We start from the raw sequence: 15,139 nt of genomic DNA on the forward strand, positions 1-15,139 counted from the left end.
ATGTAACCCAGGCTGCCCTGATAGATGCAAATAAGCATATCGTTGGCCAGGCAGCAACCCTCGAGCTGAACCTGAAAGACAATGACGCAGCCCTTGGCACGCTGGTTGATTTCATAAACGCCTTTATGGAGAAAGCCCCTGTTGCCGCCGCTAAAATAGCGGGCATTGGGATCGGGATGCCGGGTTTTATTGATAACGATTCCAGCGTTATGGGCCTGGCGGAGTTGCGCATGGGCGCGGCGCGCAACTGCAAAAATGCGATGGTCGTTAATATTGGCTGGGGCATAGGGCTTGGAATGATCATCAACAATAAACTGTTCAGGGGCGATAATGGCTTTGCAGGCGAGTTCAGCCACATCCCGCTTTTCCTCAATGATAAGATTTGCGACTGCGGCAAAACAGGCTGCCTGGAAACAGAAACCTCTTTATATGTGATGGCCGAAAGGGCGGTTGACGGCGTTAGCGCGGGCAAAACCACCCTGCTAAAATACCTTTCGCCTACGCATAAGCAGGAAACAGTGAACAAATATTGTCTGCGGCGGTACAGGGCGACAAATTTGCTGTGAAGCTTTTATCGGAAAGCGCTTTTAATATAGGACCCGGTGCAGCAATAGAAATCACCTATCCCAATGGTGTGCGGCTTAATTTTTCAGGTGATATAAATGCAGTTGCCGTAAAAGCATTGGTATGTTGTATTTAAGCACGGCTTGCCGGTACTTTTATTACAATGGCATGCCGATATGCGAAGGAGGCGCTTACAGCCTTAGCGGGCTGGTGCGGGGTGAGATGAAACAGGATGTGCTGAGCGGCGATGTATTTATTTTCATTGGCAGGTGCGGCAATAAAATAAAATTGCTGCAGTGGGACACAGATGGCTTTGCTTTATATGAAAAAGGATTGGAGCGCGGCAGCTTTGAACGGCCTTCCGCCATAAATGAAGCAGGCCATTACAGCATCAGCGCACAACAGCCTGGGTATATTTTACAGGGCGTAGTATTAAAAAGCATCCGGCACAGAAAAAGATTTTCACCGCCGGCAACTACGGTATAAAGTTTGCTTATAAAGCGCACATCGAAACTTCCCTTACACATATCAATTACAAAGAACTTTACGGGCAGTCACAGCAGGTTATCACCACCCTGAAAAAGACAATTGAAGAGCAACAGCAATTACTGGCACAGCAACAATCACTGCTATTACAAAACCAATCGCTCCAGTTGCAATTAGCAGAGCTAAAGAAAATCATCGTTGGCAGCAAGGGGGAAAAGTTTATAGCAGCAGGCAGTAATGAAAACATTGTACAGGCAGATATGCTTCCGGATGATAAGCTGGCCGAACATGCTGCGGTAAAAACCACACTGATAAAATCGTTTGAAAAAAAGCAAACCACACTTGTGGTAAAACCCGCCACGGCGGGCAGGCATCCCGGCCGTAACCCATTGCCCGATAGCCTTCGCCGCGAAGTAATCACATTACAACCCAATGAAGATGTAAGCGATTTAAAACAGGTAGGCAAAGAAGTAAAAGAAGTATTGGAATACCAGCCAGGCGAGCTGTATGTAAAACAAATTGTCCGCCCTGAATATATTAAACCATCCGAAGATGGTTTAACCGCAAAGCGTGTAATAGCGCCGCTGCCTGTGATGCCGCTGGAGAAATCTATAGCAGGGCCATACTTGCTTACCCATCTTTTAGTAAGCAAGTATGTGGACCATCAGCCTGTATATCGCCAGCTTGAAATATTTAAAAGGCAAAATGTAACAGCAATGAAGGGGTTAGCCAAAGGGTTACAAAAAAGAATAATCAGTGGTCAAAAATTGTTGAGCTCACCAAAAAGGACTTTTCCAAAGCAGCCGCCTGAAAGCGAAAATTTGAAATGCGCCCAAATGGTAATACATGTATGAATGAATGCTAATTTTGCACTATGAATTTTGAGTACAACCATCTGTTGCCTGCCGGTTTTAATGACAGATCAAGGGTGTGGGTTTACCAGGCAAGCCGCTTATTTACGGTAAGCGAAGCCCTGCAGATTGAAGATATATTGAACGGCCTGGCGGCCAATTGGAAAGCGCATGGCGTGCCGGTAAAAGGCTATGCGAATTTGTTTTTCGGGCAGTTTATAATTTTAATGGCTGATGAAACGGCAACCGGTGTGAGCGGGTGCAGCATTGATAGCGTGGTACGCATTATTCAGCAGATAGAAAAGCAGTTTGGCGTGGAGATGTTCAACTGGCAAAACCTGGCTTTTGTGGTGAAGGACAAAGTGCAGGTTATTCCGCGCCAGCAATTTAATTATGCGCTGGAAAATAATTTTATTACACCTGATACATTATTTTTTAATAATGTTGTGGCCACAAAGAAAGACCTGGAAGAAAACTGGATTATCCCGGTAAAAGATAGCTGGCTTAAAACAAAAATTAGGGCCTCACCCCAACCCCTCTCCTAAGGAAAGGGGCTATGAGTCCCCATGATTGCAAGCTCTTTAATGTATTTGAATTTGTTTCTTTAAGCGGAAGTAGCTCATCCGGTAGAGTATTAGTTTCCCAAACTAAAGGTGGCGGGTTCGAGTCCCGTCTTCCGCTCTTTTTAAATCCTTAACTTTAATTTCTATGGAACTTGTTTATGCAGAAATAGAATTAATTAATGGTATTGATCTTGGTCTTGCCGAAAGAAATATTATTGGTGAAGAAGAAGTAAGAAGAATGTATGTAACTGCTCTTGTTGATTCAGGTGCATTCATGCTTTGTATTAATGAAAATATTCAGGAGCAGTTGCAATTTCCTGTTGATGAAAAGAGAAAAGCAGAAACTTCTGATGGAAGGATTGTGGAATGTGATGTGGTAAAAAATGTTGAGCTGAGATTTAAAAACAGGAAAACGACCTGCCGCGCCATGGTTTTACCGGGCAACAGCGAACCTTTGCTTGGCGCCATTCCTTTGGAAGATATGGACGTACTAATTCACCCGCAACGTCAGGAATTGATTGTAAACCCTGAGCATCCGTACTTCGCACAAATGAAACTGAAATAACAGGTTAACTGGCTTACACCCTGCGCTTTACCCCTTAAACCTTCCTGCCCAAACCTTTAACCTTCTGTTGCTGCCATTCTGTCTTAAATCAATATCTTTGCAAGCTAATTTTTTATAGATGCAGGCACTGGCGGCAAATAAAGTTCATGACGAAGCAAGGCAGGGTGAAGCTTTTGCACCTTTTGCCAACGATGAAAATACATACAGCAAAAAGTTTTATATAGAAAGCTATGGCTGCCAGATGAATTTCAGCGACAGCGAAATTGTGGCTTCCATTTTACAAAGCGGAGGTTTTGGCGCCACCAGGAATTATGAAGAAGCCGATCTGGTTTTGCTCAATACCTGTTCCATCCGCGAAAAAGCGGAACAAACCGTGCGCAAGCGCCTGACTGAATTCAGAAAGATAAAAGAAGCCAAACCCGGTTTGCTGGTAGGTGTGCTGGGTTGTATGGCAGAAAGGCTGAAGTCAAAATTCCTGGAAGAGGAAAAACTCGTGGATATTGTTGTTGGCCCCGATGCTTACAGAACGCTGCCGGTATTGATTGAAGAAGCAGAAACCGGCCAGAAATCAGTAAACGTTTTGCTTAGCCGCGAAGAGACTTACGCAGACATTTCCCCTGTAAGGTTAGACAGTAATGGCGTTACGGCATTTGTTTCCATTATGCGTGGCTGCAACAATATGTGCAGCTTTTGCGTGGTGCCTTTTACCCGCGGCCGTGAGCGCAGCCGCGATGCGCATTCCATCATTGCAGAAGCGCAGGATTTATTTAACCGCGGGTATAAAGAAGTTACATTGCTCGGCCAGAATGTAGATAGCTATTACTGGGCCCCACCCCTTAATCCCCTCTCCAGAGGCGGGAAAGAAGAAGCTGTTACTTTTGCGAAGCTTCTTGAAATGGTAGCGCAGGTTTCTCCTGAATTGCGTGTTCGTTTCAGCACATCGCACCCAAAAGATATAACGGATGAAGTGCTGCTTACCATGGCCAGATACGATAACATCTGCAATTATATTCACCTGCCTTTGCAAAGCGGCAGCACAAGGGTTTTGCAACTGATGAACCGCACATACACAAGGGAATGGTATGCAGCAAAGGTGAACCGTATACGCGAAATAATTCCTGACTGTGGTATAAGCTCTGATATTATTGCTGGTTTCTGCACCGAATCGGAAGAAGACCATGCCGGCACTTTAAGCATGATGGAAAGCAGCGCTTACGATATGAGCTATATGTTTTTTTATTCTGAAAGGCCGGGTACCCTGGCTGCAAGACGCTATAAAGATGATGTGCCCGAAGAGGTGAAAAAGCGCCGGCTGAAGGAAATTGTTGAATTGCAGAACAGGCTTTCCTATCAAAGCAATAAACAGGATGTTGGCAAAACATTCAACGTGCTGATTGAAGGCAACAGTAAACGCAGCGAAGCAGACTGGATGGGCAGGAATTCGCAGAACAAAGTAATTGTTTTTCCGAAAGGGAGTTATAATTATAAGAAAGGCGATTACGTTTTGGTGAAAGTGAACGATTTTACGCAGGCAACATTGATTGGTGAAATGGTAAAATAAAAATTATGAGCCCGGTTATAGAAAATAATAAAGAACAGATCATTGATTTGTGCAAACAATATCATGTAAAGGAATTGTATGTTTTCGGCAGTGCAACGAGGGATGATTTTAATGCTGAAAGCGATGTTGATTTGCTGGTAGAATTCAAGAACTATCCATCATTGAACAGCAATGATGAGCTTTATGCATATTTTGAAAATATGGATGATTTATCAAATCGGTTTTCATTATTATTTAAAAGAGAAGTTGATTTATTGACCGAAAAAAACATCAGGAATAAATACCTGAAAAAAATAATTAATGATGAAAAGAAATTGATTTATGCCGAGGCGTGATTTAAAAGTTTATTATGAAGATATTTTAAAAGCGGGCGATGAAATAATTCAGTTACGAAAAGATGCGGTTAACATTAATAACTTTTTAGGCAAAAATTATTTCTACAGAACTGCCGAAAGATGCTTTCAGATTATTGGAGAAGCCATATTTCAAATAGACAAGATTAACCCTCAGCTAAATATTACAGGCAAACGGCAGATTATTGGATTAAGGCACATGCTAACACACGATTATGATTTAATTGATTACTCACGGTTATGGCTGTATTCCGAAGAGGTTTTGCCTTTGCTTTTAAGTGAAATAGAAACCTTATTGGAAGATGAATTAAGAAATAAAGGCATTTAACGATGGCAGAAATACAATCAATAAAAAACAGGTTCGGAATTATAGGCAATTCACCGGCGCTCAATTACGCTATACAGGTGGCCATACAGGTAGCATCAACAGATCTCAGCGTTTTAATTGTGGGCGAAAGCGGTGTGGGTAAAGAATCTTTCTCTCAAATAATACATGCATTATCAGCAAGGAAGCATAATGCTTTCATCGCCGTTAACTGCGGCGCTATACCTGAAGGCACAATAGATTCAGAATTATTTGGCCACGAAAAAGGCTCTTTTACCGGGGCGGTTGACAGCCGTAAAGGCTATTTTGAAACAGTAAGCGGCGGTACTATTTTCTTAGATGAGATCGGCGAAATGCCACTCGGCACACAGGCCCGTTTGCTGCGGGTGCTGGAAACCGGCGAATTCATCCGTGTTGGTTCATCCAAAGTGCAGAAGACAGACGTAAGGGTGATTGCAGCCACGAATAAAGATTTGTATGCAGCGGCACATAACGGTAAATTCAGGGAGGATTTATATTACCGCTTAAGCACGGTGCCTATCCGCGTCCCTGCTTTGAGGGACAGGAAAGAAGACATTGTTTTATTGTTCAGGAAATTTGTGATTGATTTTGCCGAACGTTATAAAACCACGCCGGTACAGTTAGACGATGAGGCGAAAAACATGTTAATTAACTATAACTGGCCCGGCAATGTGCGGGAATTGAAGAATATTGCAGAACAGCTAAGTGTGCTAAGCACAAATCAACTAATAACGGCAAATGACCTGCAAAAGTTTTTGCCGGAGAAAAATATAAACCGCCTGCCGGTTCTGGCGCCATCCCAGCATGCCGGCGGTGAGTTCACTAATGAACGGGAAATTTTATACAAGCTGTTCTTTGATATGAAGAAGGATGTAACGGAACTGAAGAAAATGTTTCTGGAAATCCTTAAAAATCCTTCATTGGCAGGCAATGCGGCAAATTATACGGCAGAATCTTTACAAAGGGATTTTGCGCTGAATGGCAATGGCGCCGAATATGCTGCGCCGGTTTTATCGGGTGTTGCGCAACCTGCGGCATTGCCGGTTGGCCAACAACAAAACCAGCCTGTGATCCTTCCCCATAAAGACGAAATTCATGAGCACGAAGAAGTGGAAGAGTCTCTGAATATTATGGATAAGGAAAAAGAATTGATTATTAAAGCGCTCAAAAAACATCGTGGCAAGCGAAAAGATGCTGCATCGGATCTGGGCATCAGCGAAAGAACACTTTACAGAAAGCTGAAAGAATATGATATTAACGAATAGGTTTCGGTCAATGGTCAACAGTCCACGGACGATAGTCAGCAGTCAACAGCCCACAGGCCACAGGCGATGGTTTTCAGGCTATGGTCTATGGACTATGGTTTGCGGTCTTTTATTCCTCACCTCCTGCGGCATTTACACTTTTAAAGATGTATCAATTGATTATAAAAAATTCAAAACCATTAAAGTTGGTTTTTTGGAAAATAAAGCCCGTTATGTAAACGCGCAGTTAAGCCCGAAGGTTACAGACAATCTCAAGCAAAAAATAAACAACTATACCAAGCTTACACTGGTAAACAGCGACGATGCCAGCTATGTAATTACAGGTTTCATAAGCCGGTACGATGTTTCTCTGGCTGCCATCAGCAATCAGAATTCGGCAGCCAACCGTTTAACAGTTGCCGCAGATATTACGGTGCTGAATACAATAGATAATAAAACAGATAATTTTACTGTAAGCCGCGATTTCGATTTTTCAGCCACACAATCTTTACAGCAGGCGGAAAGCCAGCTGCTCGACGATATAGTTACACAGTTAACTGACCAGATATTCAACCATATTTTTTCAAACTGGTAGCAAATAGTATTTTCACCATACAAACAAATCATGCTGAATGGCTTTACCGGCAGAAAATATTTTACAGACATTATTCCATGCGCCGGCAACAGGTATTGGCATAGACCAGTTGAAGCAACTGGTGGCCGATGCGCCTTATTTTGGCGCCGCTCATTTTCTGCTTGCAAAAAACCTGTATCAATCAAAGCAGGAAGGGTACGAACAGGCTTTACAAAAAGCGGTGCTGCATTTTCCGGATGAGTTGTTGTTGCATTACAATCTCAATATTGCGGAAGACCTGGACGGGAAAACCGTTCAGCCTGAAGTTGAGGAAGAAGTATCACCGGTTGCAGCAGGCTTTCTGCCTGCTCAGCCGTCAGCAGGTCTTACCCGCCCGGGCATTGAAGAAGAATTTGAAGAAGAGGAAGCAAGACCAGCGGGTGAAACAGGGGAAAGCCTGCCTACAGACACCAACCGGCCGGAAAGGATAAATGAAGAAACACGCTTTGATGCACCGGCGGAAAACCAGGCTGATCTGCCTGGCGGGGAAGATTTTACAGAAGAGGCTGGAGAGGCAGTAAGCGAAGTGGCCGAAGATGCGATTATTCATAATAAATTAAGCAGCCTGTTGCAGGAGCAGGCAGCGGCTTTTGAGAAACCGGCTGACGAACCTGTTGCTGAACTGGTGATAGAAACCATTCCCCAGCACCGCATAGATTATTTTGCATCGCAGGGCATAAAGCTGGAAGAAGTAAAAGCCAATGATAAACTGGGAACGCAGTTGAGGCGTTTTACAGACTGGCTGAAACAAATGAAAAGCATCAACCCCAATCCTGCAGAATTAAGGAGTGATGAAACCGGAGAGCGGCAGGTGCAAAGTATTGCCCGGCATTCCAATGAGGCCGGAGATGTGGTAACAGAAACAATGGCTGAAGTTTTAATAAAACAGGGCAAGCCGGAGCAGGCGGTAAAGATTTATGAAAAATTAAGTTTTATTAATCCATCCAAATCCGTTTATTTTGCGGCAAAAATTGAGGAATTAAAAGTTAGGTAATGGCACTCGTTTTATTTATTCTTATCGTTTTAGTATGTGTGGTGCTGGGGCTGATCATACTGGTACAGAACCCCAAAGGCGGTGGCTTAAGCGGCACACTGGCTGGTTTTAACAACCAGTTTATGGGCGTAAAGCAAACAACCGATGTGCTGGAAAAAGGAACATGGATATTTGCGGCTGCGCTGGCCGTGCTTTGTATCATATCTGTTTTATTTGTTTCCAATGTATCAGATTCCGGCAGCAATTCCCTGCAGGATATAAATACTTCAACCGTTCCCACACAGCAGGCGCCTGCAAATTCCCAGCAACAGAATGCGCCATCTACGTTGCAATTGCCGGACAGCAATAAAAAATAACTTTGCATAATTGCCCGATAGTATAAGGGTAGTACATCAGATTTTGGTTCTGAGTGTCTTGGTTCGAATCCAGGTCGGGCAACAAATGCCTCGCACAAAGTAAGTGCGGGGCTATTTTATTTTTTACAGCCAGGTAAACTTTGTTTGTATCAGCCGAAAATACAATGGCAATAGCTGCTGCAAGCGCAAAGGCGCTGAAGAATTAAAAATATGGTTGGTGCATTTACCTGAAAACGTATCCGGTTCGGGTAACATAAAGCGGCGCTTTTTTGTCCGGCTTTACTGTTTTAGGTATATTTTTAGCAACAAATAATATTGTGGAAAATAATTACATCGTTACGGTAAAAGAAATTATTCCGGGAACGCATAATGTAAAAACTTTCAGGGTTACCAAACCCGAAGGATTTGAGTTTGTTCCGGGCCAGGCTGTTGATTTGAGCCTGAATGAAGAAGGCTGGAGAGATAATAAGCACCCTTTCACTTTTACCTGTTTACCGGATGATGATTTCCTGAAGTTTACTATAAAATTATACGATAACCCGCAGGGATTTACCAATAAGCTTAAAACAATTTTACCGGGAGCGGAGTTTGAAATAAGCAGCGCCTGGGGCGCTATTGAATATAAAAGGCGAAGGTGTTTTTATAGCGGGTGGCGCAGGCGTTACACCTTTTATTTCCATATTCAAATACCTGCAGCAACAAAACAATATTCAGAATAATATGCTGATATTTTCCAATAAAACAGAAAATGATATTATTCTGAAAGATGAGTTTGAAAAAATGCTTGGCAGCAACTTTATTAATGTTATTACCAGTCAGCCAAACACCCAATATCATAATAAGCGTATTGATAAGGCTTTTTTAAAAGATACTATTCCTGATTTTAAGCAGCATTTTTACGTGTGCGGGCCTGATGAATTTACCAAAAATATACTGGATGCACTGGCTGCACTTGGAGCTAATGCGGAAACGTTGGTTTTTGAAAAATAGGTTTTGCGCTAAGAAGTTGCTGTGCTTAAATTTTTCGCACAGAGGGCGCAGAGCAAACAGAGGCGCTTTATTTATTGTTGACTCCTTTGCTCTGTGCGAAAAATCGCTAAAGCGCTGTAAAGAACTAAATTTTTAAACAGTTTCTAAGACGGGGCCAGGCTGTATTTATGCTGCCATAAAAATATGCAGTACAAGAGAGTGACTCCCGAAAAATCGGGACAGGCCAACCGTGACGCCACAACGTATCAACTGCCGGTAACATAATTCTTCAATAAATTGTTACGCAGTAACAATATCTTTTCCAAAAGGCATGAGGGTTAATTCAACCAGTTTTAAATGCTGCCTGCCAAAAGGTATGCCTATAACGGTTATAAAAAGTAATATTGCAAAAACAAGGTGCACGCATGCTGTGTAAAGGCAGCCGGTAACGATCCAGATGAGATTGAATAAAAGCGAAAGGCAGCCGCCTGAAGAAGAAGTCGTTACTACTTTTTTTCCAAAAGGCATAAGCGTGAAGATGCCTATTTTGAAACATTGAATACCAAACGGAATGCCGATGATGGTAATACAGAAAACAAAACCCATAACAAAATATCCGAGCGCTGCGGCAAAACCGCCAAAAATTAACCAGATTAAATTTCCTAAAAGATTCATGGCTTAAAAATAAAAACAGATTAATTTATATTCACCGATTATTACACGTATGGCATTTAACGTGCAAACATTTAAAACCAGGACGCTTACATCTCTTGTATTTGTGGCAGTAATGCTGTGCGGATTATTGATAAACCACTGGACTTTTTTTATTCTTTTCTCCATCATACATTTTGGCTGCTGGACAGAGTTTGAAGCGATAGCAAAAAAGATTGACCCTGAATATAAAGCCATTTCATTCATGCATGCTTATGGCGTGATGCTGGCAGGCTGGGGCTTTATGCTGTGGATGACGAATTATGCATACACGATAGGATCGCTGCAGCTTAGCGAAATAGGATGGTATTTAATGCTGCTGACCATAATAACACTGCCAGTAATTGAAATTTTATTAAGCCGCAATTTTAACCTGAAGCCTTTGCTTATTTCAATAGGCGGGCTGCTGTATATTTCGTTTAGCTGCGGCTGCATGATAGACCTTCGTTCTGAAGGCATGATATTCGGCAGCTTTTTCGGCCTTGATATGGGCCTTGTGCTGCCGCTGGTATTAATTACTGCACTATGGATAAACGACACCATGGCTTATCTTGTTGGCTCTGCCGTTGGTAAAACACCGCTTACTTCTATTTCGCCCAGGAAAACCTGGGAAGGTACAATCGGTGGTGCTGTACTGGCTGTTGTAACGGTTACGGCTTTCGGGCATATTTTTTTAAATGCTGATGTTTTACAGTTAGTGATTATTTCAACATTAATTTGTATAACCGGTATTCTGGGTGATTTATTTGAAAGCGGTTTAAAACGTAAGGCCGGTATAAAAGACAGCGGCAATATACTGCCCGGTCACGGCGGATTTCTCGACAGGTTCGATTCGCTTTTATTTGCTACCGTTTTTGTGTGGCTGTATGTAAAGATATTTCTATGATTTGAAAGGTTCAATGGTTGACGGTCAACAGTCAACGGCCCACGGTTAACAGTCAACAACACTTGTTTATATTTGCAGTTAATTTTTGTTATGATCATTCACCGTGAAGGATACAGGATTATTGGCGTAAGCGCTTTATTACTTGTTTTAATAAATATACTTTTCTTTTATTTTTTTGCAGATAATTTTGAATGGATTGCTTTCATCATCCTGTTTCTAAGCTTTGTATTTTTCTTTTTCATTGTTTTTTTCTTTCGCATTCCCAACCGGGCATTTACATTTTCTGAAACAAAAATTGTGGCGCCTGCAGATGGCAAGGTTGTAGTGATTGAGCAGGTAAATGACGCTGAATATTTTCACGACAGCCGCATACAGGTAAGCATTTTCATGAGCCCTGTAAATGTGCATGTAAACCGCGTGCCGGTTGATGGCATGGTCATTTATAATCATTATCACAAGGGGAAATACTTAGTGGCATGGCATCCAAAATCTTCTGTACTGAACGAGCGGCACAGCATTGTGCTGGAGAATGCCAACGGCGCTATTCTGGTAAAACAAATTGCAGGCGCTTTGGCTAAGCGTATATGCAATTATGCCACGCCCGGAAAAGTTTTTAAACAGGGCGAAGAATTTGGGTTCATAAAATTCGGCAGCCGTGTTGACCTGCTGCTGCCTTTAGATGCCATTATAGAAGTAAAGCCCGGCCAGGTTGTAAAAAGCGGCGTTACGGTTATTGCTTCGTTTAACCAAAAGCAAGAAGCTTGACTATTTGCTCAAGGTAAGTTGCATCTGTTTCGTTAAAATGATCCAGGTGTTCACTGTCAACATCTAAAACAGCAACAACTTCATTGTCTTTAAATACCGGCACTACAATTTCCGATCTTGTCAGGCTGCTGCAGGCAATATGACCTGGAAATTTTTCTACGTCTTCCACAATAATTGTTTTTGCCTGCGCCCAGCTTGTGCCGCAAACGCCTTTGCCTTTTTTAATTCTTGTGCAGGCAACCGGCCCCTGAAAAGGGCCAACAACAAGCTCATTGTTCTTTACAATATAAAAACCAACCCAGAGCCATTTGAATTGTTCTTTTAATGCAGCTACAACATTGGCGAGGTTAGCAGTTATATCTGTTTCGCCTTCTGTCAAACCTTTTATTTGCGGGATTAAAGATTGATACTGCTCCTGCTTCGTGCCCCGGATTACATGTAAGTCTTCTGCCATAAAACTTTCTTAGTTCTTTTCGAAAGAGATAATCCTTTAAAATTAAAAAATATCTTCCAGTTCTTTTAAATGATAAATCGTGTAGGTTGGCTGCACATCTGTTTCTGCTTTTATATGATTCACAAATATTGTATCTATGCCTGCAGCCATGGCACCTTTAATATCGGCCTCAATATTATCGCCGATCATAATGCTTTCTTCAGCTTTTGCATTGGTAATACGCAGTGCAAAATCGAAAATTTCTTTGTGCGGTTTTAGACTGCCGCATTTTTCAGATGTAATCACTTCTTTAAAATAAGCAGTAAGGTTGCTGTGCTTTAATTTGCTGTGCTGAATATTATCAAAGCCATTGGTAATTAAATGCAGTACATAATTCTTTTGCCTTAAGTAGTCTAATATCTCTGTTGTGTATGGAAACAGGCTTCTCCTGCTGGGCAAATCTTCCAGGAACTGTTCCGACATTTTTCTTGCCAGCGGTTCATCTGCAATTTTAAAATCAAGCAAAGCCAGCCAAACACGCTTCCATCGCAACTCTTCCTGTTTTACATACCCTTTTGTATAACGCTCCCATAAACGCTCATTATGAAATGAATAGCGGCTGAAAAACGCATCAAAATCTTCAATGCCTTTTTCATGCAATGCATACAGGCTGTGCAGTTCCCGGAAAGTTTCTTTTGCATTTGTTTCAAAGTCCCAAAGCGTATGGTCAAGATCAAAAAATAAATGTTTGTATGCCATTATAATTGCTTTGCAATTTTAAATTTGCAGTATGTTACAAGCTGCAGTAAGGCTATTAAGCCCGGTGGAGCCTATCCCTGATACGGGATCACTTCCTTCAACAGCAGATACACTGGGCAACAAAATTGCAACTGTTACAAATAAGATAACAAAAAATTTGTGTTATGAGTTTATATAACTCCCCTTCAGGGGCCGGGAGCATGAACGTGATAATAACGGGTGCATCAAAGGGATTGGGTAAAGCATTTTCAGAAAAATTTGCAGCGGCAGGACATCATCTCTTTTTATGCGCAAGAAACGAGGAACTTTTAGCAGCAACAAAACAGCAATTGCTTGAAAAATATCCCGGCTGCAAAATAGATATATCGGCTACGGATATCAGCCGGAAAGAAAATGCAATAGCATTTGGTAATTTTTGTTTGCAGTTTGGCGCACCGCAGGTTTTAATAAATAATGCCGGCCGTTTTTTGCCCGGCAATATTTACGAGGAAGAAGACCGAACTTTTGAGAGCATGCTTGCCACAAACCTGCATAGCGCCTATCACTTAACAAGAACTGTTTTGCCGGCTATGATAAAAGCAAAAAGCGGTCATATTTTTAATATATGCTCTATTGCATCGCTGGCGGCATATAAAAATGGCGGCAGCTACAGCATCAGCAAATTTGCTTTGCTTGGCTTTAGCAAAAACCTGCGCGAAGAATTAAAATCTTACAATATAAAAGTAACCGCCGTTATGCCCGGCGCTGTTTATACAGATAGCTGGAGCGGCAGCGGCTTAAGCCCGGAACGTATTATGCAGGCTGATGATGTAGTCAATATGGTGTATGCTGCATCATTGCTGTCGCCGCAGGCCTGTGTGGAAGAAATTATTATGCGGCCGCAGTTGGGTGATTTGTAGAAGTTTGTAAAAGTCCGTAGACCCGTCAGTTGCCGGGCAGGCTTTGCGCATAAGAACTGCGAAGCCAGGAGACCATAGCTGTTCGAAACCATTTGCTTAAAGCCTCACAGAGGCTTAACGTGTGCACAATGCTGCCCGTAATGCTTCTTTACCGTTCCATTGGAACGGAACGTTTACGCGTACCACACCTACGGTGTGGAAATCCCCCGGCACAATTATTTCCACACACGTGAGCGATCATACGGATCGCGGATCCGCTAATACAGGTTTCGAACACTTCAGCTCCTGAGACTTCGCAGAGCGGAATAAACTTCATAGCGAATTAATAACCTCCGGCTTTAAAAAATGCCTCCAGTTTTGCTTCATCCAGATTGCCACCCGTCCTTACGCCGCTGCAAATATCAACGCCAAAAGGCTGCACAGTTGCTATAGCTTCGGCCACATTATTTGCATTCAACCCGCCGGCAAGAAATACAGGAACTTTGCTTTGTTCAACAATGCGTTTGCTTAATTGCCAGTTGTGTACGCGACCTGTTCCGCCCAATTCTTTTACAGCAAGTGTTGGGTTGCCGCTGTCAAGCAATAAAACATCAACTTCTTCACTTAATTCAATGGCTTCATCAACAGAGCTTTCATCAATTACATGAATTACCTGCACCAGTTTTGTAAAAGGTAACTGCTTTCTTATCAACCTATAATTACGTTCAGTTAATGCATCAACAATTTGTATAGTGCTTGAATGAACACGTTGCTGGTGAGCTACAATATCTTCTGCTTTTGTTTCGCTTGTGAGTAAAAATGTAGCTATTGGCGGTGGAACGGTTTTGATGATGGAAGCGATCAGGTTATCTTTTATCTGCCCGGGCCCGCTTGGCATTTTGCCAACAAGACCAAGTGCTGATGCACCAAAACCTATAGCAAGCTTCGCTTCATTTATTGAATTGATGCAACAGATTTTTATTCTTGGTTTCATCCGGCAAATATCATTTACTATAACAGGGCAGACGCATTAAAATTCTTATGAAGAGCCATCGGCTCGATTCAATTTTGTAAAGCCGTGCTTTAGCACGGTTATAGATGAGTTTCCATAGAAATAAGCGCCATCGGCACGGTGCATAATGTAACGAGCCGATGGCTCTCAACAACATTTTGATGGTTTCAAACGGGTTGAAACCCGTTTTTACAATATTTTTTCGAAGC

Annotated in this window: 22 protein-coding genes and 2 tRNA genes; 20 read left to right on the forward strand and 4 right to left on the reverse strand. The window is 42.3% G+C overall.

Features of this window, described 5'->3' with window-relative positions; translation table 11 throughout:
- The 16 genes from QM629_RS01790 to QM629_RS01865 form a co-directional block, all read left to right on the forward strand.
- Window positions 1–566 (forward strand): ROK family protein (locus tag QM629_RS01790; RefSeq protein ID WP_415156575.1); only part of this gene is annotated, 566 nt, incomplete at its 5' end.
- Window positions 567–687: 121 nt separating this feature from the next.
- Window positions 688–1,050: an IS66 family insertion sequence element accessory protein TnpB gene (gene tnpB / locus QM629_RS01795; RefSeq protein WP_415156577.1), complete on the forward strand. Its 363-nt coding sequence runs from the start codon at window positions 688–690 to the stop codon at window positions 1,048–1,050.
- 167 nt (window positions 1,051–1,217) lie between these two features.
- Window positions 1,218–1,904, forward strand: coding sequence for a transposase (locus tag QM629_RS01800; protein ID WP_415156579.1), 687 nt, complete (start codon window positions 1,218–1,220; stop codon window positions 1,902–1,904).
- A gap of 20 nt (window positions 1,905–1,924) precedes the next feature.
- A complete protein-coding gene (locus QM629_RS01805) occupies window positions 1,925–2,446 on the forward strand; it encodes a hypothetical protein (RefSeq protein WP_415156581.1) in 522 nt (173 codons plus the stop codon).
- A 63-nt stretch (window positions 2,447–2,509) separates the two neighbouring features.
- Window positions 2,510–2,582, forward strand: a tRNA-Gly gene (locus QM629_RS01810).
- A 27-nt stretch (window positions 2,583–2,609) separates the two neighbouring features.
- A complete protein-coding gene (locus QM629_RS01815; protein WP_415156583.1) occupies window positions 2,610–3,029 on the forward strand; it encodes a clan AA aspartic protease in 420 nt (139 codons plus the stop codon).
- Window positions 3,030–3,147: 118 nt separating this feature from the next.
- Complete coding sequence (gene miaB / locus QM629_RS01820; protein ID WP_415156585.1) at window positions 3,148–4,590, forward strand: tRNA (N6-isopentenyl adenosine(37)-C2)-methylthiotransferase MiaB; 1,443 nt, start codon at window positions 3,148–3,150, stop codon at window positions 4,588–4,590.
- Between the two features lie 5 nt (window positions 4,591–4,595).
- Window positions 4,596–4,925, forward strand: coding sequence for a nucleotidyltransferase family protein (locus QM629_RS01825; RefSeq protein ID WP_415156587.1), 330 nt, complete (start codon window positions 4,596–4,598; stop codon window positions 4,923–4,925).
- Window positions 4,912–5,271, forward strand: a complete 360-nt coding sequence (locus QM629_RS01830; protein WP_415156589.1) for a DUF86 domain-containing protein — start codon at window positions 4,912–4,914, stop codon at window positions 5,269–5,271. The genes QM629_RS01825 and QM629_RS01830 overlap by 14 nt, the downstream gene beginning before the upstream one ends.
- Before the next feature lie 2 nt (window positions 5,272–5,273).
- A complete protein-coding gene (locus QM629_RS01835; protein WP_415156591.1) occupies window positions 5,274–6,554 on the forward strand; it encodes a sigma-54 interaction domain-containing protein in 1,281 nt (426 codons plus the stop codon).
- On the forward strand, window positions 6,538–7,128 hold the full coding sequence (gene lptE / locus QM629_RS01840; protein WP_415156593.1) for an LPS assembly lipoprotein LptE: 591 nt from the start codon (window positions 6,538–6,540) through the stop codon (window positions 7,126–7,128). The genes QM629_RS01835 and lptE overlap by 17 nt, the downstream gene beginning before the upstream one ends.
- A 37-nt stretch (window positions 7,129–7,165) precedes the next feature.
- Window positions 7,166–8,161, forward strand: a complete 996-nt coding sequence (locus QM629_RS01845; protein WP_415156595.1) for a hypothetical protein — start codon at window positions 7,166–7,168, stop codon at window positions 8,159–8,161.
- The gene (secG, locus tag QM629_RS01850; RefSeq protein WP_415156597.1) at window positions 8,161–8,517 is read left to right on the forward strand and encodes a preprotein translocase subunit SecG; all 357 of its coding nucleotides are present in this window, start codon (window positions 8,161–8,163) and stop codon (window positions 8,515–8,517) included. Before QM629_RS01845 ends, secG begins: the two co-directional genes overlap by 1 nt.
- 11 nt (window positions 8,518–8,528) lie before the next feature.
- Window positions 8,529–8,599: transfer RNA gene (locus QM629_RS01855), tRNA-Gln, on the forward strand.
- A gap of 235 nt (window positions 8,600–8,834) precedes the next feature.
- Window positions 8,835–9,236: a hypothetical protein gene (locus tag QM629_RS01860; protein ID WP_415156599.1), complete on the forward strand. Its 402-nt coding sequence runs from the start codon at window positions 8,835–8,837 to the stop codon at window positions 9,234–9,236.
- Window positions 9,133–9,507 carry a hypothetical protein gene (locus tag QM629_RS01865; RefSeq protein ID WP_415156601.1) on the forward strand — a complete coding sequence of 125 codons (375 nt, stop codon included), beginning with the start codon at window positions 9,133–9,135 and terminating at the stop codon, window positions 9,505–9,507. The genes QM629_RS01860 and QM629_RS01865 overlap by 104 nt, the downstream gene beginning before the upstream one ends.
- 279 nt (window positions 9,508–9,786) lie before the next feature.
- Here QM629_RS01865 and QM629_RS01870 read toward each other — a convergent pair whose 3' ends face one another.
- On the reverse strand, window positions 9,787–10,161 hold the full coding sequence (locus tag QM629_RS01870) for a YccF domain-containing protein (RefSeq protein ID WP_415156603.1): 375 nt from the start codon (window positions 10,159–10,161) through the stop codon (window positions 9,787–9,789).
- Window positions 10,162–10,210: 49 nt separating this feature from the next.
- Here QM629_RS01870 and QM629_RS01875 point away from each other — a divergent pair, with 49 nt between their 5' ends.
- A complete protein-coding gene (locus QM629_RS01875; protein WP_415156605.1) occupies window positions 10,211–11,083 on the forward strand; it encodes a phosphatidate cytidylyltransferase in 873 nt (290 codons plus the stop codon).
- Between the two features lie 90 nt (window positions 11,084–11,173).
- Window positions 11,174–11,848, forward strand: a complete 675-nt coding sequence (locus QM629_RS01880; protein ID WP_415156607.1) for a phosphatidylserine decarboxylase family protein — start codon at window positions 11,174–11,176, stop codon at window positions 11,846–11,848.
- Here the strand turns inward: QM629_RS01880 and QM629_RS01885 are convergent.
- Together QM629_RS01885 and QM629_RS01890 are read right to left on the reverse strand one after the other, a co-directional pair.
- Window positions 11,826–12,302, reverse strand: coding sequence for a GAF domain-containing protein (locus QM629_RS01885; protein ID WP_415156609.1), 477 nt, complete (start codon window positions 12,300–12,302; stop codon window positions 11,826–11,828). The genes QM629_RS01880 and QM629_RS01885 overlap by 23 nt on opposite strands.
- Window positions 12,303–12,344: 42 nt before the next feature.
- Window positions 12,345–13,040 carry a YjjG family noncanonical pyrimidine nucleotidase gene (locus tag QM629_RS01890; protein WP_415156611.1) on the reverse strand — a complete coding sequence of 232 codons (696 nt, stop codon included), beginning with the start codon at window positions 13,038–13,040 and terminating at the stop codon, window positions 12,345–12,347.
- A gap of 31 nt (window positions 13,041–13,071) precedes the next feature.
- On the opposite strand from QM629_RS01890, the gene QM629_RS01895 reads away from it, so the two are divergent.
- Together QM629_RS01895 and QM629_RS01900 are read left to right on the forward strand one after the other, a co-directional pair.
- Window positions 13,072–13,218 (forward strand): hypothetical protein, encoded by a 147-nt coding sequence (locus QM629_RS01895; RefSeq protein WP_415156613.1) that lies wholly within the window; start codon window positions 13,072–13,074, stop codon window positions 13,216–13,218.
- Window positions 13,205–13,939 carry an SDR family oxidoreductase gene (locus QM629_RS01900; RefSeq protein ID WP_415156615.1) on the forward strand — a complete coding sequence of 245 codons (735 nt, stop codon included), beginning with the start codon at window positions 13,205–13,207 and terminating at the stop codon, window positions 13,937–13,939. Before QM629_RS01895 ends, QM629_RS01900 begins: the two co-directional genes overlap by 14 nt.
- A 322-nt stretch (window positions 13,940–14,261) precedes the next feature.
- Here the strand turns inward: QM629_RS01900 and QM629_RS01905 are convergent, their stop codons facing one another.
- A complete protein-coding gene (locus tag QM629_RS01905) occupies window positions 14,262–14,912 on the reverse strand; it encodes a phosphoribosylanthranilate isomerase (RefSeq protein ID WP_415156617.1) in 651 nt (216 codons plus the stop codon).
- Between the last annotated feature and the right edge of the window lie 227 nt (window positions 14,913–15,139).

This window comes from Parafilimonas sp. (assembly GCF_047606085.1).
Taxonomy (GTDB): Bacteria; Bacteroidota; Bacteroidia; order Chitinophagales; family Chitinophagaceae; genus Parafilimonas.